The organism is Aquimarina sp. Aq107 (genome assembly GCF_943733665.1).
GTDB lineage: Bacteria > Bacteroidota > Bacteroidia > Flavobacteriales > Flavobacteriaceae > Aquimarina.
In genome coordinates this window covers 1354724-1377206 of record NZ_OX030782.1, presented here as the reverse complement: position 1 = coordinate 1377206, position 22483 = coordinate 1354724, and the positions used below count along the sequence as shown (strand labels likewise).

General features: G+C 31.9%; 20 protein-coding genes. 12 read left to right on the top strand and 8 right to left on the bottom strand.

Features of this window, described 5'->3' with window-relative positions; translation table 11 throughout:
• Positions 1-183: 183 nt before the first annotated feature.
• The 4 genes from dnaN (at position 184) to NMK29_RS05525 (ending at position 3491) form a co-directional block, all read left to right on the top strand.
• Positions 184-1302: a DNA polymerase III subunit beta gene (dnaN, locus tag NMK29_RS05540; RefSeq protein WP_027394012.1), complete on the top strand. Its 1119-nt coding sequence runs from the start codon at positions 184-186 to the stop codon at positions 1300-1302.
• A gap of 144 nt (positions 1303-1446) precedes the next feature.
• Positions 1447-2016: a Crp/Fnr family transcriptional regulator gene (locus NMK29_RS05535; protein WP_234424227.1), complete on the top strand. Its 570-nt coding sequence runs from the start codon at positions 1447-1449 to the stop codon at positions 2014-2016.
• An 83-nt stretch (positions 2017-2099) separates the two neighbouring features.
• The gene (locus NMK29_RS05530) at positions 2100-2876 is read left to right on the top strand and encodes a type 1 glutamine amidotransferase domain-containing protein (RefSeq protein ID WP_108802588.1); all 777 of its coding nucleotides are present in this window, start codon (positions 2100-2102) and stop codon (positions 2874-2876) included.
• 102 nt (positions 2877-2978) lie between these two features.
• The gene (locus NMK29_RS05525; RefSeq protein WP_108802587.1) at positions 2979-3491 is read left to right on the top strand and encodes a hypothetical protein; all 513 of its coding nucleotides are present in this window, start codon (positions 2979-2981) and stop codon (positions 3489-3491) included.
• A gap of 92 nt (positions 3492-3583) precedes the next feature.
• Here NMK29_RS05525 and NMK29_RS05520 read toward each other — a convergent pair whose 3' ends face one another.
• Positions 3584-5512 carry an endonuclease gene (locus NMK29_RS05520; RefSeq protein ID WP_108802586.1) on the bottom strand — a complete coding sequence of 643 codons (1929 nt, stop codon included), beginning with the start codon at positions 5510-5512 and terminating at the stop codon, positions 3584-3586.
• Between the two features lie 360 nt (positions 5513-5872).
• Here NMK29_RS05520 and NMK29_RS05515 point away from each other — a divergent pair, with 360 nt between their 5' ends.
• The 3 genes from NMK29_RS05515 to NMK29_RS05505 all read left to right on the top strand — a co-directional run bounded on the left by NMK29_RS05515 (position 5873) and on the right by NMK29_RS05505 (position 6735).
• Entirely contained in the window at positions 5873-6064 is a 192-nt protein-coding gene (locus NMK29_RS05515; protein ID WP_027394016.1) for a hypothetical protein, read from the top strand.
• Between the two features lie 82 nt (positions 6065-6146).
• Entirely contained in the window at positions 6147-6350 is a 204-nt protein-coding gene (locus NMK29_RS05510) for a hypothetical protein (RefSeq protein ID WP_027394017.1), read from the top strand.
• A gap of 199 nt (positions 6351-6549) precedes the next feature.
• Positions 6550-6735, top strand: a complete 186-nt coding sequence (locus tag NMK29_RS05505) for a hypothetical protein (protein ID WP_027394018.1) — start codon at positions 6550-6552, stop codon at positions 6733-6735.
• A gap of 68 nt (positions 6736-6803) precedes the next feature.
• Here the strand turns inward: NMK29_RS05505 and NMK29_RS05500 are convergent, their stop codons facing one another.
• The 5 genes from NMK29_RS05500 to NMK29_RS05480 form a co-directional block, all read right to left on the bottom strand.
• Complete coding sequence (locus tag NMK29_RS05500) at positions 6804-7988, bottom strand: acetate/propionate family kinase (protein WP_108802585.1); 1185 nt, start codon at positions 7986-7988, stop codon at positions 6804-6806.
• Positions 7989-8004: 16 nt separating this feature from the next.
• Entirely contained in the window at positions 8005-10098 is a 2094-nt protein-coding gene (gene pta / locus NMK29_RS05495; protein WP_108802584.1) for a phosphate acetyltransferase, read from the bottom strand.
• A gap of 170 nt (positions 10099-10268) precedes the next feature.
• Positions 10269-11369 carry a DUF2911 domain-containing protein gene (locus NMK29_RS05490; protein ID WP_108802583.1) on the bottom strand — a complete coding sequence of 367 codons (1101 nt, stop codon included), beginning with the start codon at positions 11367-11369 and terminating at the stop codon, positions 10269-10271.
• A 141-nt stretch (positions 11370-11510) separates the two neighbouring features.
• The gene (locus NMK29_RS05485) at positions 11511-12764 is read right to left on the bottom strand and encodes a TlpA disulfide reductase family protein (protein WP_108802582.1); all 1254 of its coding nucleotides are present in this window, start codon (positions 12762-12764) and stop codon (positions 11511-11513) included.
• Positions 12765-12839: 75 nt separating this feature from the next.
• Positions 12840-13154 (bottom strand): hypothetical protein, encoded by a 315-nt coding sequence (locus NMK29_RS05480; RefSeq protein ID WP_108802581.1) that lies wholly within the window; start codon positions 13152-13154, stop codon positions 12840-12842.
• A 205-nt stretch (positions 13155-13359) separates the two neighbouring features.
• On the opposite strand from NMK29_RS05480, the gene pheT reads away from it, so the two are divergent.
• From pheT to NMK29_RS05455, 5 genes are all read left to right on the top strand, one after another.
• Entirely contained in the window at positions 13360-15786 is a 2427-nt protein-coding gene (pheT, locus tag NMK29_RS05475; protein ID WP_108802580.1) for a phenylalanine--tRNA ligase subunit beta, read from the top strand.
• A gap of 188 nt (positions 15787-15974) precedes the next feature.
• Positions 15975-17750: a serine hydrolase gene (locus NMK29_RS05470; RefSeq protein ID WP_108802579.1), complete on the top strand. Its 1776-nt coding sequence runs from the start codon at positions 15975-15977 to the stop codon at positions 17748-17750.
• 79 nt (positions 17751-17829) lie between these two features.
• The gene (locus NMK29_RS05465; protein ID WP_108802578.1) at positions 17830-18549 is read left to right on the top strand and encodes a hypothetical protein; all 720 of its coding nucleotides are present in this window, start codon (positions 17830-17832) and stop codon (positions 18547-18549) included.
• A 10-nt stretch (positions 18550-18559) separates the two neighbouring features.
• Entirely contained in the window at positions 18560-18787 is a 228-nt protein-coding gene (locus NMK29_RS05460) for a putative signal transducing protein (RefSeq protein WP_108802637.1), read from the top strand.
• A 6-nt stretch (positions 18788-18793) separates the two neighbouring features.
• On the top strand, positions 18794-19000 hold the full coding sequence (locus tag NMK29_RS05455; RefSeq protein WP_108802577.1) for a hypothetical protein: 207 nt from the start codon (positions 18794-18796) through the stop codon (positions 18998-19000).
• 2 nt (positions 19001-19002) lie between these two features.
• On the opposite strand, the gene NMK29_RS05450 is transcribed toward NMK29_RS05455, so the two are convergent.
• Positions 19003-20556, bottom strand: coding sequence for a GMC oxidoreductase (locus tag NMK29_RS05450; protein ID WP_108802576.1), 1554 nt, complete (start codon positions 20554-20556; stop codon positions 19003-19005).
• Complete coding sequence (locus NMK29_RS05445; protein WP_108802575.1) at positions 20553-22406, bottom strand: fatty acid desaturase; 1854 nt, start codon at positions 22404-22406, stop codon at positions 20553-20555. Before NMK29_RS05445 ends, NMK29_RS05450 begins: the two co-directional genes overlap by 4 nt.
• Positions 22407-22483: the final 77 nt, after the last annotated feature.

Here is a 22483-nt window from a genome sequence, read left to right as displayed (position 1 = left end):
TCATCTTATAACGTATTCAAGGTAATATCTACATCTGATCGAGCATAGTCAATAACTCCTAGCTGTTTGTTAATAACTAACGTTTTTGGCATAATGAAATCCTTGTAGATTACAATTATATTTGCGTTAGCTATTAATATATGGCTACTGTAAAAACAGTACTAATCTAAAAAAATTAAACGGGTGAAATTCATAGTTTCCAGTTCGTATTTATTAAAGCAACTTCAAGTATTAGGTGGAGTTATCAATAATAGTAACACACTACCTATCCTAGATAACTTCTTATTTGAATTAGATAATAACTCCTTGACAGTTTCAGCATCTGATTTGGAGACTACTATGTCTGCTAAACTAGAGGTTGAGTCATCAGATGAAGGAATTATTGCAGTACCAGCAAAATTATTATTAGAAACTTTAAAAACGTTTCCTGAGCAACCACTAACTTTTGTTGCAGGAGATAATAATACTATAGAAATCAGTTCTAATCACGGTAAATATGCATTAGCATATGCAGATGGAGAAGAATTTCCTAAAGCTGTAGAATTAGAGGATCCAAGTTCTACAACATTATTAGGAGATATTTTAGCTACTGCCATTAGCAAAACTATTTTTGCTACTGGTAACGATGATCTTAGACCTGTTATGAGTGGAGTATTTTTTCAGTTCTCTACAGAAAGTTTAACTTTTGTGGCTACGGATGCACATAAATTGGTGAAATACTCTCGTGAAGATGTAAAAGCATCTCAATCGGCTGAATTTATTATGCCTAAAAAACCTTTAAATCTTTTAAAAGGTATATTAGCTGGCAGTGACACAGAAGTATTAATAGAATACAATGAGTCTAATGCTAAATTCACATTCGAGGATACAGAGTTAATCTGTAGATTGATAGATGGCAAGTATCCTAATTACGAAGCTGTAATCCCTAAAGAAAATCCTAATAAATTAACAATTGCGCGTACTCAATTTTTAAATTCTGTACGTAGGGTTTCTATTTTCTCAAACAAGACTACACATCAAATAAGATTAAAAATAGCAGGTGCAGAATTAAATATCTCAGCAGAAGATATTGACTATTCTAACAAAGCTGAGGAACGTCTTACTTGTGATTATCAAGGAGATGATATGCAGATTGGTTTCAATTCTCGTTTCCTAAGTGAAATGTTGAATAATCTTAATGCAGATGATGTACAATTAGAAATGTCATTACCTAATAGAGCCGGAATTTTAACTCCAACTGATGGATTAGATGAAGGTGAAAGCGTTACCATGCTTGTAATGCCTGTAATGCTAAACAACTAGTACATATTACCTGAAAACAACATAAAAAGGGTCTGATTATCATTTATAGTCAGACTCTTTTATTTTGTATATACCTAACTCATAAAGCTTATTCTTTTTTAATATTTTTACAGTAGTAAAAAACGCATTTAGAACTTATACCATATGCATCTCCAAGAAATTTTTCAAGGTTTAACATTGAGCGAAATGCATAAAAACATCATCAGTAAAAAGCTTAAAAAAACAACCATCAACAAAGGTGAAACTTTATTACATCCTAATGACACCACTTTTTATCAATATTATGTAGAAAGCGGTTGTTTAAGATCTTTTTTTACAGATACATCAGCGAAGGAACATACCATACAATTTGCAATAAAGGACTGGTGGATTAGTGACTATACTGCATTTTTCAAAAAAGAAAAAGCAATTCTTCAAATTGAATGTATTCAGGATGCTACGGCTTTAAGACTCTCTAGAGATGATATGGAAGAAATTTTTGATTTGGTCCCTGGAATAGAACGTTATTTTCGAATAAAAACCGAATCCTATATCGGTTCCTTTCAAAAGAGAATCATCGGAGATTTATCAAAAACTGCAAAAGAACAATATATTGAATTCGTAAATACGTATCCTAATATTGAGCAATTAGTAAAGAACTATCATATTGCTTCTTATTTAGGGATAACTTCAGAAAGTCTTAGTAGAATACGAAAAGAGATTGCCAAAAAATAAATACTTTTCTTATCATAGATCATTTTTTTGGTTTTTCTGATACCCTAATTTTGTTTCTAAATAAACATAGAAGAATTTTATTAATGAAAAAGATCATCGGGCTTACAGCAATAATTGTATTATTTGCTTCGTGCGGGAAAGAAACAGAAAGTAAAAAAATAACAAAACAAAAAAATCACATGAAAAAAGTTCTATTTGTATTAACAAGTCACAGCGATTTAGGAGATACAGGAGAAAAAACAGGATTCTGGATCGAAGAGTTCGCTTCCCCCTACTATTTTTTGAAAGATAAAGGTATTGATATCACCATTGCATCTCCAAAAGGAGGACAACCACCAATTGATCCAAAAAGTGAACTTCCAGATTTTCAGACACCCGCTACAAAGCGATTTAACGAAGATCAAGAGACTCAAAATATTTTAGGAAGCAGTATACCATTAGAGCAGATTAATGCAGATGATTACGACGCTATATTTTATCCAGGTGGTCACGGACCTTTATGGGATCTAGCAGAAAATAAAAACTCTATCAAATTGATTGAAACTTTTTATAAGCAACATAAACCTATTGCAGCGGTATGCCATGCACCTGCTATATTTAAAAACACAAAAGCAAATGATGGATCACCTTTAGTAAATAACAAAAAAGTTACTGGATTTTCCAATACAGAAGAAGCGGCAGTTCAACTAACTGATGTGGTACCTTTTCTTGTAGAAGATATGCTAAAAGATAATGGAGGAACATACTCCAAAGGAGACGATTGGTCACCTTATGCACTAGAAGATGGATTGCTAATTACTGGACAAAATCCTGCCTCTTCTGAACTCGTTGCTGAAAAATTATTAGGCCAATTGAAGTAACACAAACTCATAATATACATTGGACTTAATCAAAAAGCGCAAAATTAACTATTTGCGCTTTTTTAATATTTTTATACCACATTATTCCCCAAAATAAAACACATGACAGAGCAGGAAAAACAAAAACATTTTTGCCATTCGCATCCTAACCTTTTTGCGCAAAGTAGATGTAATAATTGCTTTAAGGGTATGTGTCATACTTGTATACACAATAATCCAACATTATGCACTGCTTGTTTAAAAAGCAGTTTTCTAACCGGAGATCAATATAAAAATCAGAAAGAACTTATATACATTCTTTCTATTGGTTTAGGGGTTGGTTTATTATATCATATATATCAATTTACCACAATTAAGCATTTATACAATAATTTTAATTTCGTCAATGATCTTTTATACGTTACTATAGGAACATTAACTGTTATTAGTGCATATTATATGTACAGTGAAACTACTATCATTTCGGATATACGTAAAATTCCATTTATAGGAGGTAAACTTGCTCTTTTATTAATTATTTTTAGCCTAGTTATAGGAATTCCTTTATTCTATTTACTTTACAAAATATCGCTGTTCATATGGCAAAAAATAACTAATCAAAAACATCAAGTGTAGCCTTTAAAAAACATCTACATCTTTTTTATACAAAAAATCAATCCCACTTAAAAAGCAGGATTGATGATATATTTAACATATTTTTATTCTGACTACTCTTTAGTAAACTTCTTACTTACTTTTTGCTCTCCATTATCTATAATAATAAAGTACATCCCAGATGACAAATTATGAAGCTGAATTGATTCTTTAGTAACTAATCCTTTTTTCATAACCTGACCTATATGATTTACTATTTTATAATTAGCATTATCAATACCTTCTAATTGTAAGTTTAATAAACCTTTCACCGGATTCGGATAAAAACCGAAATCAAATGAAGCTGATTTTTCTACTTTTTCTTCAATAGTATCAATCCCAACTCTAGATGTAGAAGTAACACAGAAACTCTTAGTATCTTGAGAACCAAAAGAGCCTCCTGAAGTTAATACAACGCCGTTAGCATCTGTTAATTCATAAGAACCATTCCCATAACTACAACAAATACCATCTCCATAAGAATCTTTTACGACTAGCGTATAACAACCTACATCTAATGTTCTACCAAGATTAATCGTAGAACCGTCTGCCTGTGAACCATAAGTTTCTCCAGAAAACACAACTTGACCACTACTATTTGAGATTTCCCAACTAGTTTCTTCTGGATACTGGTCAAAAGTAATTCTTAAATTGACATCACCGGTTGTAGATCCTCCTCCTGTACTACCCGAAGTAGATAAATTGACCGCATCAACAGCCATATCCCCTTGCCAAGTAGTTCCAGTAATTCCATTAAAACGTAATTGTACTTTTTCTCCTAGGTAAGAAGCTAAATTTACAGATGCTGTCTGCCAAGAATTTCCTTGATTTCCAGATTTACTCCAAATAGACATCCAAGTGGTTCCATCTAAACTTGCTTCTAATGAAAGACTTCCCATAGCAGAAGTTCCATACATATGGTACTTAAATGAAATAGTTGCTTGGGTAGCACTAGTAATATCATAACAAGGAGAATATAATATCGCTCTTTTATTTGAATAATTTGGACTAGAAGATTCCATATATATATAATAAGATCCCGCATTAGCCGAACTCGGACCTGTATTAGAAGAAGGAGTGCTTCCGGAACGAGTAGCCCAATTAAAATCATCTCCTGATGTAGCTTGCTTCCATGCTCCAAATGTGTTTTCGAACCCTTCATTATAAGGAAATGTAGTTACTGTAGAACTGCACAAAGTATTTCCGCCACCACCTGTATTTCCAAAACGATCTTCAGCTTGTGGTCCTCCCCATATCTGAGTAGCAAAAGCAGGGTTATCGATGAACGGATTTCTATTACCTTGTAAATTTTCTATAATTGGATTTCTTTGTAATTCTAAGGTAGAAACTGGGTCTTCCGCATTCCATTCTAAAAACAACTCGATCATATCAGAATCTCCAGAAACCGCTGTACCAATACCTACGTTAGATGGCAAGCATCGATTACCATATCTTATATACATAAACATCATCATTCGAGCTACGTCACCTTTAAACTCGTCTCCAGGATACCAATGCCCTTGTGAGGTTGGTCCAGAATTACCAGAACCATCTGCAAACTTTCGACTACCTCTGCTAGAATTTCTTTGTACATCCGAAGGTCTTAAATGATGCGCATCAGCACCAGGTCCAGAAGTTCCTAAATTTGGATTACCTAATGATTTAGGATATACATGTTCTCTATTCCAATCTGTAGAACCTCCTCCATTATTATTTACGCCTCTTGTCCTATCCGTAGTAGTATTTCCATCTGTATCGTTATATCCATAAATTAAGATCACTCTCGAAGAATTTGAAGGATCAAGATCTGTCTGTTTTAAAGCATCCCAAACACCTGGAGTATAAGATAAAGTGTTCGTTTGTGTATTAGTTACTTTTGTTGCCAATTCATTTTTTAATGATTGTCCTGATAAAGAAAGGTTTACATCATTGTAATAAGAAGGAATCTGGCCAAAACTAGCCAGAGAATATCCCATGACTAGTAATAGTACTATTTTTTTCATTTTGTGTTGTGAGTTAGGTTAGTAAGTTTTACTGTCCTCGAAACTAAAACTATTTTGTTGAATTAACTAGAAGGTTATGTTACCAAATCATTACCCAACCTGTTGAAAATGTAGCGATTAGACCTTAAAGCAAGATTAAATTACTGATAGTCAGTTTTTTACACAAAATCATGTTTGTTAATAAGTTATCACCTACAATAGCATATCAGAATAATACTTCAAAAACAGTCCAAAAATCAACAAGCAGAATTTATTCAACATAAAAACTACTACAAAACCGCATTTATTTAATGTTTTTAACCTAGTGCAATTAGGGAATTTTCACTTATTTTTAAGAGATTAACTTAAATATCTTACACAATGAAGAAAATCTTAGATTTACAAGGAATTCAAAAATTAAGTAAAGGACAACAAAGATCTATCAAGGGTGCATGGGGTAATATATCCTGCTGTAGTTCTGGAAGAGGTTGTCAAATCAGTTTTCCAGGTGGAAGTTTTTGCGAACCTGGTTATTGTGATCCATATAGCTTCGGAAGATGTATTCTATATTAGAATAAGATTTATAGGCATGTAAAACTAGTATGCCTTTCTCAAAAAACACATCTTAATATTTTTAACTCAAACATAATACACAATGAAAAAAATCTTAGAATTAACAGGTGTCCAAGAACTTAGCAAAGGACAACAAAGATCAATAAAAGGGGCAAATACATATATCTCTTGTTGCAATCCAAATCCAATTAATGGTAGTGGAAACAGATGCCGTATTAGTTTCCCAGGAGGAAGCTTTTGCGAACCAGGTAGATGTACAAGTTTTGGAGGTTGTATTCTTTATTAAACGGCGTATCAATAATATTGAAAGATAAAATAAAAAGAGGCTAGGAAAACTGCCTCTTTTTTATATTTCACTCAATTTTAAATGGATTTGAACTATAGCCAAAAGTTCTTGAAATTTATAAATATCAAGTAATTCAGTTTGTATTTCAATTCATTAACACCCTATCTTGTAGATATAAAATAACTTTAATACTTACACAATGAAAAAAATCTTAAACCTTGAAGGAATTCAAAAATTAACGAAAAAAGATCAAGAACAAATAAAAGGTTCTTGGAGTAACTACGTTTATTGTGGACCTCCTAGAAAATGTTGTCAAATGTTCAACGGTTTTGAGTTTTGCGACTTTGGTTATTGTCAGCCTAACGGAAGTTGTATTTGGGCATAACCAAAAAAACCAATGTTTTTAATACTTTAACGATTACCCGAACAGTTTTCGGGTAATCGTTTTTATTTTTATGAAATTAAATTAAAGGACTGTCTAGCTATCTCCAATTCTTCATTCGTTGGAATTACCAATATTTTAATCTTAGAAGAAGACTTACTTATGTCCCTTATCCCCTTAGATCTGGCAGCATTTTTATCTTGATCCAATTCAATTCCTAAAGATTCTAATTCAGTACAAACCAAATTTCTTACCACATCAGAATTTTCGCCTATTCCTGCTGTAAAAACAATAGCATCAAGACCATTCATAGCAGCAACATATGAGCCAATAAATTTTTTAATACGGTATGCGTTCATTTCTAAAGCCTGCTTACAGTTAATATTACCTTTTTCTGCTGCAGATTCTATATCTCTTAAATCACTAAAACCTGTTAACCCAAGCATTCCACTTTCTTTTTGTAATAATGAATTAACCTCTTCTAAAGAATACCCTAAAGAATTAACCATATAAAAGATAACTGCTGGATCTATGTCGCCTGATCTAGTACCCATAATTAATCCATTCATTGGTGCAAAGCCTAGAGTATGATCTATACTTTTACCATCCTTAACTGCCGTCATACTACATCCGTTTCCTAAATGTATCGTAATGATCTTGGTATTCTTTTTTTCTAAAGAATCAATTGCTTTTTCCGAAACGTATTTGTGACTAGTACCGTGAAATCCATACACTCTTATATTATGTTCTTCTAAAAAAGAATTAGGAATGGCATACTTATAAGCTTCAACAGGCATTGTTTGATGAAATGCGGTATCAAATACTGCTACTTGTTTAGCTTGTTTAAAAATATCTTCTGACACCAAAATTCCTTGCAAGTTAGCTGGATTATGAAGAGGTGCTAATGCTGAAAGTTTTTCTATTTTTTGTTTTACTTCACTATCAATCAAAACAGTCTCCGCATATGTACTTCCACCATGAACTACTCTATGACCAACTATTTGTATTTCTGAAGCAGTAGATATTACACCAATTTTAGCGTCTAATAAATAATCTGCAATCAACTGAAGTCCGATTTTATGATTCTCTATAGTCTCTTCTTTTTCGATATCATTGGTACTGGTTTTATAGTTTATTTTGGCATTTTCTAAACCAATACGCTCCACCAATCCTGAACATAGAACCTCAGCAGAAGGCATATTGAAGAGTTGAAATTTAATTGATGAACTCCCTGAGTTTAATACTAGTATTCGCATATTATTATCTTACTATTTATAGTCCTTGTGCTTGAATTGCTGTTATAATTACTGTATTGTAAACATCATCTACCGTGCATCCTCTACTCAAATCATTTACCGGTTTGTTTAATCCTTGTAACATAGGACCAATTGCCAAAGCGCCTGTTTCTCGTTGTACCGCTTTATATGTATTATTTCCTGTATTAAGATCTGGAAATATTAATACACTGGCTTGTCCTGCTACTTCGGAATCCGGAAGTTTACTCTGTCCTACTCTCATATCTACAGCAGCATCATATTGAATTGGACCTTCTATCTTAAGTTCTGGATGTTTCTCTTTTACAATTTTGGTAGCAGCTCTTACTATTTCTACATCTTCTCCTTTACCTGACGTTCCAGAAGAATATGATAACATAGCGACTTTAGGTTCTATACCGAATGCTGCAGCCGATTTAGCTGAGGAGATTGCTATTTCTGCTAATTGTTCTGCATTTGGGTTTGGATTAATAGCGCAATCACCAAATACTGAAACTCTATCATCTAAACACATAAAAAAGACTGAAGAAACTACCTTTACTCCTGGTTTAGTTTTAATAAATTGTAGTGCTGGTCGAATGGTATGTTGTGTGGTATGTACGGCTCCAGAAACCATACCATCTGCATGACCTTTATAAATCATCATAGTCCCAAAATATGATACATCGGCCATCATATCTTTTGCCATGTCTAAATTCACATTTTTATGTTTTCTTAATTCATAAAATGTTTGCACATAATCTTCAAAATGTGGAGAATTTACGGGTAAAATAATTTTAACCTTACTAAAATCAATAGGAATATCTAGTTTAACTGCTTTACTTTTAATTTTCTTTTCATCTCCTATTAAAGTAATATCTACCACATTAGATGCTTGTAATCTAAACGTTGCTCTTAATATTCTCTCATCAGAACCTTCAGGCAACACAATATGTTTCTTATTTTTCAATGCTCGTTTCAATAAATTATACTGAAACATACTTGGAGTTAAACTATCAGACTCAAAAGTAATTAATGGATCTACTAAACGATCTTCATCTACATATTGTTCAAACGTGCTAATAGACGTATTTATCTTTTGTAAGTTATCCGCATGTATTTTAGACCTAATAGCACCAATCTTATTTGTTATAGAAAAAGTTCCTTGAGATACTGATACAATAGGAACTGATAACGAGACACCTTCTATTAATTTAAGAATCGACTCTTCGGGAATTATTCCACCAGTTAAAATGATCCCTGAAATTTTAGGATAATTATCAGAAATATTTGCTTGTAAAACACCTAAAATAATATCCGCTCTATCTCCAGGAGTAATAACCAAACTATTATCCTTAAGGTGCGTAAGATAGTTTCTCAATTGCATCGCTCCAACTCCAAAACTACCTGCTTGATTATTTAAAAATTCTTTCCCAAAAAGAACATTTCCATCTAATTCATTAACAATTTCTCTTATTGTAGGATTAATCAATGAGCCGATCTTAGGGATAATGATTTTCTCAACATTGGTTCCAAAATCATTATCTAATTCTTCTTTCAATTCTTTTTCAGAACCTTTCACCACCTTATTAGCAACAATAGCTAGTACTTCTGCATCTTTACTAGTAAATGTATCGTATGCTAGTTTAAGGTTTCCTGTAATTTCTTCTTTAGTTTTATCAACTCCACTAGCAACTATAATAGAAGGAATTCCTAAGTTCTTTGCTATAATTACATTTATATCAAACTCGATAATAGTACCTTCATCAGAAAAATCAGTTCCTTCTACAAGAATGAAATCAAACTTTTCCTCCAGATTTTTATATTTTTGAATAATACCATCTATAATTGCTCCGGATCTTCCTTGATTATATTTTTGTAATACTTCACTTCTTGTAAAAGCGTAGGTGTTTTTAAAATTAATATCTAACTCAAAATGTGATATTACAGTATTAATATGGTTATCGATCTCTCCTTCTTTGGGATCATCTATAATAGGTCTGAAGTATCCAACTTTTGCTACTTTTCCAAGTAACATTCTCATTAATCCTAAAACAACAATTGATTTACCACTATTAGGTTCAATAGTAGCGATATAAACAGCTTTACTCATGTATATAAATTTGGTAGTACAAAGATATGGTAATAATACTAGGTAATATAACAAGAAATAATCAATAGATTAAGCTTTAAAAACATTAACTTTTTTTCTTTTAAATCAATAAAAAAAGGATTAGAAAAACTCTAATCCCTTTATTACTTATCTATATTTTTAGGAAGATATTAATTAATATCCTCTCCTTTTTTTAGTTTTTCTAATTCTCCAGATAATCTTCCTTTAAATCTTTCAGGAGCTTTACTCATAGCATTATTCATTGATTTAACTGCATTTTTATAATCTCCTGTTGCCGAGTAAGCTCTAGCTAATCCATAATTAGATGGCCAAGCACCATTATTATTTTTTACATTACTTTTCAAAACTTCCAAAGCTTTTTCCTTTTGCCCTTGACCGATAAGACCATTCCCTAATTGAAATACCTGAGAAGCGTTTCCTTTTGTTACTGCCTTATCTACTATTTCCATTGCCTCTGCTGTCTTTCCTTGTTTTGCTAAAATTCTAGACTTTAGAGAAAGGTTACCAAAAGTTTCTTTACTAAAGAAATTACCACTTATAGAGGCATTTACCCAATCAAGTGCTTGGTCTAAATCTCCAGAATTAAAAGCATAATTAGCTGCATTATCCCAGTTTGATTGCGTAAATCCAGCATTACTTCTAAGATCATCTTTAACCCCTTTCATTACAATATCATCAACGTCTACCTCTATCTTAAACGGAATTTCTTTCTTTTCCCACCGTAAAGCCGCGATAGTACTAGTAGCATCAAAAGAAGGAAATAAAAATAATAACGTTTCTGTATGCCCTACTTCTTTAGTTTGTACATCTACACGCAAAGCATCTTCTTTTTCATCATAAAAATAACTCCCCCACGATGATGAGTTCCTAGAAAATATGACTGTTGCCCCACCTCCTTCTTTTAAAGCAACATGAAGTCCATAAAGTCCTGCTTTAATATCTTTTCCTTCTATTTTTACATCATGCGAAAATTCTATAGTAGTATTCTGATTAGCTCCTGCTCTCCAAGGCGCCGCTTTAGATGTTCCAAATCCTAAATTATTATATCCATAAGGAACTAGTTTACCCCAAACCTCACGTTCTTTTACACTTGGTCTACCATAATCAATAGTAATATCTGTTATTCCAACTCTTTGAGTGACTTGAGCCCGCTGACTTGCTTCTGGAGTTTTTAATTGAGCATTTATCGGAATCGATAATAACATTAATGCACTCACAAAAAATGCTCCTATAAGTTTAGATTGTTTCATGACTTGAATTGTTTGAATTATATTTTGAATATGTATGAAAGAAAAGTCATACGCTTCAAACAATAATAAGATGATATTCTTAATCCTAATGTTACTATATTGTTAAACTAAGATGATAAGTACTAATAATTGTTAAATCGATTATTCTTTTAACAGCTGATTAACAAAACCTTCTAACTCATCCTTATACTCAATATACTTTTGACCAGTGGCAGGGCCATTAAACCCAGTGTGAATCTTACGAATTTCTCCTTTTTTATCTATAAAAATTGTAGTTGGGTATGATAAAATATGATTGAGCATTGGTAATTTCTCTTGTGCCTTTTCTTTATCTGATGTTCCATACTGCGCTAAAAGAATAGGGTATTCTACTTTTAATTTTGTTCGAAGCCTTTCTATCGATTTAAATGCTTTTTCTGAAGTTTTAGCATACTCAAATGCTAATGCTACAAATGCTATATCTTTATCCTTATTTTTATTATAATAATCTACATAGTATTTGGTTTCATCCATACAATTAGGACACCAAGTTCCCATGATTTGTACCATCGTTACTTTTCCTTTAAAACGTTCATCATTTAAAGAAACTTGATTTCCTTTAGCGTCTGGAAAACTAAACTCTAGTTTATCATATCCTTCTTTGATAAAAGTTAAAGAATCTGCAGAAGGTAATTCATACTGTTCATTACGTTTGGCTGTAAAAGGTTCTTTCCAATGATTTCCAGAATAAAAATGACCACTCATTGTGCTATCCGTAACTTGTGCCGTAAATAGAAAGGCATGAGCTCCATCAAAAGCTGATAGTTCTAATTTATTATTATTAAGAACTCCTTCTAAAAATCGGTAATCTCCCGTTGTCGTTCTAAAAGTTCCGGTTACGACATTTCCGTTTTGCTTAAAAATACCTTTAGCTATATATCTATCTTCTGGAGTCTCGGGGCTAAAAACCGATTCCCAATTTCCTTTTATATTAGCAGCAGGTTTTGAGGTTACTTCAAACCTATCTCTAACACCAAAATCTGCTTTAAAAGGCACGATTCTATCCAAACTTTCTTTTATAAAACTTCCCGAAATCGTCATAGAATCCTGAAATTTCGCAGCTACATAACCTTCAAAAACTGGGAATTTAATAAATATAGAATCTCCTTTAATACTCACCTCATCAACATCAATTATTTCTTCTGCATTAAAAATTTTCAATGTTTGATCTTCAAAAACTTCAAATAGAAAAGGCAATTCTTTATCATCTTGAACTGCTAAAGAAGCCTTCCAAAGGCCACTTTTAAGGAATAATTCATTATTTGATTTCTCTTCTTTTTTGCAAGAGGCTAAACTTATTAAAAATATCAAAAAAAATAATTTAGCTGTATAATTAAGGAAATTAACTCTTATCATTGAATTTTACCGTAAAAAAATTATTGTAGTATTTTAAGAATGTTATTGTAGAAAACGAAAAAATGGTATATGTATTTATAAACCACTAGGGTCCTTTTTATCGTATACCTTAACATTTTTTTGTTTCCCTTTTTTAGATAAAGATTTCTCTTTCAAACCTTTATTCTTTTTCAAGCGTTTCTCGTGAAGTTTTTGTAAATCTTGTTCTTCTTTATCATTTAATCTGGTTGCCTTACTTCTTTTTTTAGTATTAGAACTCTTTTTATCTCGTTGTTGTTCTTGTAATAATGTATTCTGTCCTTTTTCTATTTTAGAGTTATTTTCATCTACCTGTTGAGCGGATAAAGTAAAACAGCTAACAAAAAGAAAAATAATAAGTAGGTTTTTCATGTTCATAGCGGCATTATTTAATTAAAACTAATATTCAAAAATAAGCATTCTAAATCTAATCGTTATTTAATCAAAATACTATTACTTTTTTATAAGTAAAATAGTCTTTACAACATTAAAAAATTATTCTAGATAACCCAAAGTTCTTGTTTGTTAGCTTTACCCAAAGTATTATCTTTACCGGCTAATTACAGAATCATCATTAATGAAAATTTCATATAACTGGCTCAAGCAATTTATTAAGCTTGATTGGGATGCAGAAAAAGCTGGAGAATTACTAACCGATTTGGGACTTGAAGTAGAAGGAATCGAAACCTATCAAAGTGTACAAGGTGGTTTACAAGGTGTAGTAGTAGGACAAGTTATTAGTTGTTCACAACACTCTAATGCTGATAAATTAAAAGTTACCAAAGTAGATTTAGGTAATGGAGAACCCGTGCAAATTGTATGTGGTGCTCCCAATGTAGCAGAAGGTCAGAAAGTTCCTGTTGCCACTATCGGAACAAAATTATATGATGCTAATGGAGAAGAATGGTCCATAAAGAAAGGCAAGATTCGTGGAGAAGAAAGTCATGGGATGATCTGCGCTGAAGACGAATTAGGGCTAGGAAAAAGTCATGATGGAATCATGGTTTTGGACAAAGATATTCCTGTTGGGACACCTGCAGCTGATATTTTTGATATAGAAAACGATCAGATATTCGAAATAGGTTTAACACCTAATCGAGCAGACGCAATGAGTCATTGGGGTACCGCTCGAGACTTAAAAGCTGGTTTACAACAAAAGGATATCAATCTAGAGTTGATCACACCATCGGTGAGTAATTTTAAAATAGAGAACAGATTACATAAGTTTGATATTGAAGTAAAAAATCCCGAATTAGCACCAAGGTATTGCGGTGTTTCCATTTCTGGATTAAAAGTAGCAGAATCTCCTTCTTGGTTGCAACATAGATTAAGAGCCATTGGTCTTACACCAAAAAACAATGTTGTTGATGTTACCAATTACGTATTACACGAATTAGGGCAACCTCTACACGCTTTTGACGCAAATTATATAGAAGGAAACAAAATAGAAGTTAAAACGCTTAAGGCTGGTACTAAATTTACCACTTTAGATGAAGTCGAAAGAGAGCTTGATTCTGAGGACTTAATGATCTGTGATGCAGAAAAACCACTTTGTATTGCTGGAGTTTTTGGTGGAATTAATTCTGGAGTTACTGAAAAAACCACTTCAATATTCCTAGAAAGTGCCTATTTTAATCCAGTAAGTGTTCGTAAGACAGCAAAACGTCATGGCCTAAATACAGATGCTTCTTTCAGATTCGAGAGAGGTATCGATCCTAATATCACAGAGTATGCTTTAAAAAGAGCAGCTTTACTTATTCAAGAATTAGCAGGTGGAGATATTACAAGTGAAATTACCGATCTCTACCCTAAAAAGACAGAGGACTTTCAGGTGTTTTTATCTTTTGAAAATACAACAAAACTTATTGGTGAAGAACTTCCGCAAGAAACTATTAAAGATATTTTAAGTTCATTAGAAATTAAAGTAAATAGTGTCACAGAAGGTGGTTTGGGTCTTACCATTCCTGCATATCGAAACGATGTTCAACGAGAAGCAGATGTTATTGAAGAAATTCTAAGAGTATATGGTTACAATAACATTAAGTTTACACAAAAACTAAATGCATCCATCTCTAATATTGATAAATTTTCTGATCATAATATCCAAAACACCATTTCTAATCAATTAGTAGGTCAAGGATTTAATGAAATGTTAGCAAATTCTCTAACAGCTCCAGAATATATTTCTCTATCAGAACAATTAAATGCTGATAATAATGTAGAAATGCTAAACCCATTAAGTAATGACCTAGCAGTATTACGTCAGTCTTTGTTATTCTCTGGATTAGAAGCAGTTTCTTACAATATTAATAGGAAGCGCTCTGATCTTAAGTTTTTTGAGTTTGGTAAAACCTATCATAATTATGAAAGCGGAAGAATTGAAAACAAACATCTTACCCTACTAGTTACAGGAAATAAGGCAAAAGAAAGCTGGAAAGTAACACAGGAAAAAAGCGACTTCTTTTATCTAAAAGGAATCATCGAAACAATCCTTGATCGCTTAGGTATTAAAAGATCCAAAACAGCTCCAGCTAAAAATGATATTTTTTCTGAAGGAGTTTCATATAGTTTAGGAAAATCTAAATTAGTAGAATTTGGAATTGTAAAAAAATCCGTTTTAAAGCATTTTTCAATTTCTCAAGAAGTATTATTTGCAGACTTTAACTGGGATATAATATTGGAGTTTGCTAGAAGAAGTAAAATTAAATTTAGAGATATTCCTAAATTTCCAGAAGTTAAGAGAGATTTTGCACTGTTATTAGATAACACTGTTACTTTTGAAGAAATTCATACTATTGCAAAACAAACAGAAAAACAACTTCTAAAAAACATTAATTTATTTGATGTATATGAAGGGAAGAATTTGCCTGATGGTAAAAAATCATATGCTGTAAGTTTTACATTGCAAGATGAACATAAGACATTAACAGATAAGCAAATTGATAAAATCATGAATAAGCTTCAGTATAATTTTGAGAACAAATTAGGAGCAGAATTACGATAAAAAAGCAATCTCATTATAAAAATCACAACAGTGCCTTTAAGTTTCTTAAAGGCATTTTTTATTTAATAAAACAATATCTTTAACCCTAAACCTCAATAAAAATGCTAAATGACAGATAGGTGACACCTAAATGGCGTAATAAATACCAATGCCAATTAATAGTTTTGTCTTGTACAAAAAACAAAATCATGGAGAATCAATCTATTTCTAAAAACTTACTATATCAACGTAAATTAAAAGGCTACACACAGGAAGAGCTATCACATAGAACAACCGTAGGAATAAGAACTATCCAACGCATTGAAAAAGGAGAAGTAACCCCACATTTACAAACCATAAAACTATTAGCAATAGCTTTAGAAATCAAGGTAGAAGATCTCCTACCTATAGAAAACCCAAAAGAAGAATCTATACAACAAAAATGGCTATTACTATTGCACGCTACACCTTTCTTAGGACTAATGATACCTCTATGTAATATTCTATTACCCGTTTTTCTATGGATTCACAAAAGAGAAGACAATAAAATCTACGATGTACACGGAAGAGCTATTATAAACTTCCAGATAACAATGACCATATTATTCCTAGTATCATTTATTGGTTTAGTTACAATTGAAGGTGTAGGTTTCTTTCTATTTATTGCAGTTATTCCTTTTTGTCTTATTGTCATGATTATTAATATAGTTTCTGTTTTAAACACACAAAAGTTTTACTACCCTTTATCAATCCCATTTTTAAAGAAAAACAAATCGATAAAACATATCAACTTTTTGATCATTCTAATTTCGATTGGATTCATAGGATGTACTGATAACAAATCAAAGCAAATTGTTAGGCTTGACCACTCTATAATTACTAAAGATTCCTTAACCTCTAAAGTAAATCAATTAGTCCGCGATGCGAATGTACATGGCATTGCTGTAACTGTTTTTGATGAGAATCAAATAACATATCAAAAAACTTTTGGGTACAAAAATTATGACCATAAAAAAAGATTAACCGATTCTACCAATATGTACGGAGCATCTTTTAGTAAAGCAGTTTTTGCGGTGTTGGTAATGAAATTGGCAGAAGAAAATGTGATTGATTTAGATACTCCTTTAGAATCTTACTTACCAAAAAAAGTATATGAATATAAACCAAAAACCAGATGGCATGATGATTTCTCTTCTTTAAAAACAGATTCCCTATATCATAAAATTACTGCAAGGATGTGTTTGGCTCATACAACTGGTTTTCATAATTACAGATGGTACGAACCTGATCATAAATTAAGAGTTCATTTTGAACCTGGGACTCGTTATAGTTATTCTGGAGAAGGGTTTATCTATTTACAGGTAGTATTAGAAAAGCTACTTGGTAAAGGGCTTGAGGAAATAGCACAGGAAAAAATATTTGAACCATTAAACATGAATCATTCTAGTTACCAATGGAATACATCATTCGAAAATGATTTTGCATATGGTCATTCTAAAGAAGGTACTCCTCTTAAAAAAGATAAAGATAATGAACCTAGAGGTGGAGGAACGCTGGAAACTACTACAGATGATTACAGTAAATTTCTAGAAGCCGTGTTACAAAACAAAATTATTTCGGAAAGTTCATGGAGTGAAATGTTTAAACAACAAATAAGAATTCGAACACTAGCTCAGTTTGGACCTTTATCTCATAAAAAAAGTGACGCCAATGATACTATTGAACTAGGGTATGGATTAGGTTGGGGAGTTTTAAAATCCCCATATGGCATAGGTGCTTTTAAAGAAGGTCATGGTGATGGTTTTCAACATTATTCTATATTATTCCCAAAAGCTAAAAAAGGAATCATGATAATGACTAATAGTGATAATGGAGAAAGTATTTTCAAAGAATTACTGGAAGTTGCATTAGGAGATATATATACCCCTTGGAAATGGCAAAATTATATTCCTTACGACCATAAGGAAAGTGTGTCGGGAAATTAATTCAACATTTGTTAAAAACAATGAAATCTTGTAATCTATATCGTAAATACTTAATTTAGTGGAGCTAAAGAAAAAGAAAATGATATTCCCAAAAACCAACATTGAAAAAAAGTTAGCTCAACTACGCACAAAAGAGTATGACGTATCCAGTTGGAAACAGCAGATTGAATCTATTTTCGAGGAAGAAGACAAGAAAAACCAAAGAATACTTCAAACTATAGATAATGGTAATGTTTCCGAAACAAATGATTTCATTTTTGATAACATAGAAAGTTCTAGAATTTATCATATTGATCAAATTAAAAAAATATGTATTGATTATCGATTGCGTTTTTTAGATACTAAATATTTTAAAGGTAAACTTCCTCATGAAGCGATTTCGCAGATAAAGGAGTTAGAAAAAATTCATAATACAGAATTAAAAGGGTTTAAAATTATAGCTCCATCAAAGTTATTTAAGTTAGCTAATGCCGATGATCCTTTACTATTTGCCCCAATGGGCAATGATTACTATTATTTAATTCATAAATGGGGTGATGATCTTCATCCTTTTCGTAAATTAATGATGTGGTTTTTTAAGAGTTTTGAAAACTTGTTAATTCTTACTTTTTTAGTAAGTCTTTTAATTACCTTTATGGTCCCACAAGGTTTATTTAGTAAGGAAAGTAATACATCTGAATTTATTATGATATTCTTTTTTATGTTTAAATCTGTAGCCGCAGTCGTTTTATTTTATGGATTCGCATTGGGTAAAAATTTTAATACTGCAATTTGGGATAGTAAATACTTTAACGCGTAAAAAAATGAATATGTTTCCAGAAAGTGAATATGAAAGAGTATACACAGGAAGTCTAATTAACATACAATTTCTTCAGAATATATTGCAGGACAGTGGTATTAATTCTATTACTAGAGACGATATGAAATCAGGAATGGCTGCTGGTTTTGGTGGAGGAATTCCTCATCATATCCAACTTTTTGTTAAAAAGATAGATGTAGAAGAAGCAGTTCCTATTATAGAAAAAAGTTTGTCATAAATTATTATGAATCAAGAAAGCAATAATCCAAGGAAAAACTGGGACTTTATGATCGGAATAGCATTAGTACTATTTGGAAGTTTCAGATTATACCAACGTACCAGAGTTGAATTTGAATGGGATTATAAAATTTTCCTTACAATCTCATTTATTGTTTATGGTGGTTTTTTAATTTATAGGCATCTTCAGAATAAGGATATTAGCGAAGATTAGTTTTATTTTTTGGGAATTTTACTCATTGCACGTTCTGTAATTGCAGTAATGGACAATGATGGATTTACTCCTGGATTTGCCGAAATCATAGATCCGTCACAGATGTACATATTATCATAACCGAACACCTTATTATTTTTATCGATTACACCTTTTTCTGGGCCAGAAGCCATTACGGCTCCACCTAAAATATGAGCTGTAGAAGGTATTCCTGCTAATGGTTCTAAACCAAAAACAGTTTCCTTACCTTCTGTAACTTCAGAATATTGTTTTGCTAAACTAAGTGATTGTGGTATAAAAGCACTAGGTTTTTTACCTTCTGTAACACTAGTATTCATAAGACCTAAGGAGTTTCTTTTAAATTTCAAAGTACTGTCTAGTGTTTGCATAAACAAAAGAATAGCTGTACTCTTACTCCAATCTTTAGTAGTATACAATCTAAGATAAGACAAAGGATTACTTATAAAACTTATAACCATTTTAGTAACCCGAACAACTGCATTTTTACCGTGAGTTAAAGGTAAATGTGATAATCGCCAAAATCCGGAACCTTTAGCATATCTAACAATTTCTAGATGACTATTTTCATCAGTATTTAAGATCGATCCAATAGCGACCCCTTTTGACATATCTTTTTTACCATTCAGGTTTGTTACACTGATCAAACTTTCATTATTAGTTCTGATATCTGATCCCAAATAATCCGATAACTTCGTTAAAGATTTCTTCTTTAGCTTTAACAATAATTTTACGGTACCTAAAACGCCTCCAGAGAAAATAACGCCTTTAGCTCTCACTTCTTTTTTAGAACTGAAAAGCTTAGTAGATGATTTAAACCTTACTAAGTATTCATCTGAAGAATGAATCACATCGAAAACTTCATTCTCTGCTAGAACAGTAGCTCCTAATTGCTGTGCTAGGTATAAATAATTCTTATCTAATGTATTTTTTGCTCCAACTCTACATCCAGTCATACAGCCACCACAAAAATTACACCCAGTACGATCAGGACCTTTTCCATCAAAATATGGATCAGGTACTTTTTTATCAGGAGTTCCAAAAAAAACAGCTACATCTGTTTTAGAAAATTCTTCTTTAATATTCATTTTATCAGCCAACTCTTTAAGTGCCTTATCTCCATCGAACAAATATGGGTTTTTCTGAGCACCTAGCATGGTTAATGCTGTTTGATAAAAAGGCTCTAATTCTAACTGCCAGTCCGCCAATTCCTTCCAACTACCTGATGTAAAAAAATCTCTTTTAGGAACCGGTAATGTATTAGCATAAACCAACGAACCTCCTCCTACTCCTGTACCAGAAATTACTACCACGTGTTTAAAAAAAGACATCTTCATAATCCCGTACCATCTCAAAAGAGGAACCCATAACCATTTTCTAAGATTCCAATTTGATTTAGGAAAATCTTTCGGTTTATACCATTTTCCTTTTTCGATAACCAAAACTTTATATCCTTTTTCTGAAAGGCGTAATGCACTAACTGATCCTCCGAAACCGCTACCAATTATTACATAATCATATTCTTTTTCAATATTCATACTTTTAATATTATATCGGTTTGTGGAGTACACATACAAGTAAGTATATATCCTTGATTTATTTCATTATTTAAAAGAACTATATCTTCCTTAGATTTCCAGTTTACTTCTCCTTTTATCAATAAAGCCTTACAAGTACCACAATCTCCCATTTTACAGGCATGTGGTAATACATTTTTAGTTTTCATCGACCCTTGTAATATTGTCTCAGAACTATCGGTGTTAAACGAAAAATGATTACCACTCATCTTTATATCAATCCGACGTTTTACACCAGAAAGTTCACTAAAGTTCTGAGAAAACTCTTCTACTTTAATTAAATTATCCAAAACACCAAGCTTACTTAACACTTTCTTAGAAGCCTCCATCATAGCCGATGGACCACAGATATAAAAACAGGAATCTACCCATAACTTTGATAAATATTTATGTTGTAAATCCGCATTCAATATTTCGAAAGTTAATAATATATCTAAACGGTTTGGATAGCGTAAAGAAAGCTCTTTAAGTTCTTGATCAAATATTACTTCTTCTTTACTCCTAGATCCATAAAGCAATGTCACCTTTTCTTCTGAAGTCCTTAAAGCAGATTTGATCATAGATATGATAGGTGTAATACCGCTTCCGCCGGCAATAAAAACAAATGGTTTACTAATACTTTTTGGCAATAAAAACTTACCAAATGGACCAGAAACTCTTAGCTTATCTTTCTTCTTAATAGTATTTACTAAATGATTAGACAACTTTCCTCCTGTTATTCTTTTTATAGCTACTGCAAGCTTTCCTGTAACAGGATCCTCACAAATAGAATAACATCTACTTATTAAATATCCATTAACTAAGTCTGAAATGACTATATATTGACCAGCTTCATAAAGAAAAGGAATCTGGTCTAAATTTTTGAAGACAAGTTTTATAGTGTTCGATGTTTCTCGGTATACTTCTTCCACCTCTAAAACATAATTCCATTTTTTTCCTAATTGAATATCTGCATATGTGTTTTTTTTGTCTAACAATTTTAAATCCTGGTCTCTATAACCCTCAATCACAGATTGTTTTTCTAATAATTCGGATTCCATATCCAGAAAGCAACTTCTATATTTATAAAAGGGTATTCTAGGGTGTAAATGATGTATTAGATGATAACTTTGGTATAGTGATAAAAACTCTAAGCCTGGAATCGTAATAATGCGCGTATTATGATACCTACTTAAATTATTATGCGGATAATGTGGTAACCAATCAAAAGAAAAAGCTAATACTGGTGCCGCAATAAGTGCTGATAAAATAAAAACAAAAAACAACGCACTTCCATATCCCAAAAAAATCACAGCGCTTAAGATCGTAGTCAGAAAAAATAAAAATAAAATAGATTGACCTCTAATTTTGTTCATTGCTTCGTTCTTTTTACTGTGCTTACCTAACGCCAATTCGAAATAATAGCCAATCAATGTTAGACAACGAAAGAAAATTGACAAAGGGTTACTACCATTAACATAATGATCTGGATCATTTACTGGATCATTTGTATGTGCATGATGCCTAAGATGTATCACTACGAATGCAGAAAAAGGAAATAACAAAAAGAAACTAGATACCCAACCCAAGGCTTTTTCTAATTTTACAAACGACTGAACTCCTCCAGAAATATTACCATGACTTGCTTCGTGGGCAATTGTAAACATCCCGTAAGCTATTACAGCTCCAATAATGGAGGTCCATATTGACGAGAGGCCTAACAAATAAAAATTCCAAAGCAGAATATATCCAATACATAAAACGGAAAACAAAATTATAGTTGGCCAAGCTACTTTTCCAGAATATTTTTGCCAAACTGCTTGATTTTTCACAGGTCAAATGGTTATGTTTGAAAAAGATATTTATTTTTTCGAACTATTTTATCAAATATAGTTCGATTATTAGAAAA

Bases quoted from the DNA above. Each gene is read 5' to 3' on its own strand.
- NMK29_RS05530 (WP_108802588.1), top strand. From the start codon at position 2,100: ATGAAAAAGATCATCGGGCTTACAGCAATAATTGTATTATTTGCTTCG.
- NMK29_RS05490 (WP_108802583.1), bottom strand. From the start codon at position 11,369: ATGAAACAATCTAAACTTATAGGAGCATTTTTTGTGAGTGCATTAATG.
- NMK29_RS05465 (WP_108802578.1), top strand. From the start codon at position 17,830: ATGATATTCCCAAAAACCAACATTGAAAAAAAGTTAGCTCAACTACGC.
- NMK29_RS05480 (WP_108802581.1), bottom strand. From the start codon at position 13,154: ATGAAAAACCTACTTATTATTTTTCTTTTTGTTAGCTGTTTTACTTTA.
- NMK29_RS05520 (WP_108802586.1), bottom strand. From the start codon at position 5,512: ATGAAAAAAATAGTACTATTACTAGTCATGGGATATTCTCTGGCTAGT.
- NMK29_RS05505 (WP_027394018.1), top strand. From the start codon at position 6,550: ATGAAAAAAATCTTAAACCTTGAAGGAATTCAAAAATTAACGAAAAAA.
- NMK29_RS05510 (WP_027394017.1), top strand. From the start codon at position 6,147: ATGAAAAAAATCTTAGAATTAACAGGTGTCCAAGAACTTAGCAAAGGA.
- pta (WP_108802584.1), bottom strand. From the start codon at position 10,098: ATGAGTAAAGCTGTTTATATCGCTACTATTGAACCTAATAGTGGTAAA.
- NMK29_RS05515 (WP_027394016.1), top strand. From the start codon at position 5,873: ATGAAGAAAATCTTAGATTTACAAGGAATTCAAAAATTAAGTAAAGGA.
- NMK29_RS05525 (WP_108802587.1), top strand. From the start codon at position 2,979: ATGACAGAGCAGGAAAAACAAAAACATTTTTGCCATTCGCATCCTAAC.
- NMK29_RS05460 (WP_108802637.1), top strand. From the start codon at position 18,560: ATGTTTCCAGAAAGTGAATATGAAAGAGTATACACAGGAAGTCTAATT.
- NMK29_RS05470 (WP_108802579.1), top strand. From the start codon at position 15,975: ATGGAGAATCAATCTATTTCTAAAAACTTACTATATCAACGTAAATTA.
- NMK29_RS05450 (WP_108802576.1), bottom strand. From the start codon at position 20,556: ATGAATATTGAAAAAGAATATGATTATGTAATAATTGGTAGCGGTTTC.
- NMK29_RS05500 (WP_108802585.1), bottom strand. From the start codon at position 7,988: ATGCGAATACTAGTATTAAACTCAGGGAGTTCATCAATTAAATTTCAA.
- NMK29_RS05485 (WP_108802582.1), bottom strand. From the start codon at position 12,764: ATGATAAGAGTTAATTTCCTTAATTATACAGCTAAATTATTTTTTTTG.
- NMK29_RS05535 (WP_234424227.1), top strand. From the start codon at position 1,447: ATGCATCTCCAAGAAATTTTTCAAGGTTTAACATTGAGCGAAATGCAT.
- pheT (WP_108802580.1), top strand. From the start codon at position 13,360: ATGAAAATTTCATATAACTGGCTCAAGCAATTTATTAAGCTTGATTGG.
- NMK29_RS05455 (WP_108802577.1), top strand. From the start codon at position 18,794: ATGAATCAAGAAAGCAATAATCCAAGGAAAAACTGGGACTTTATGATC.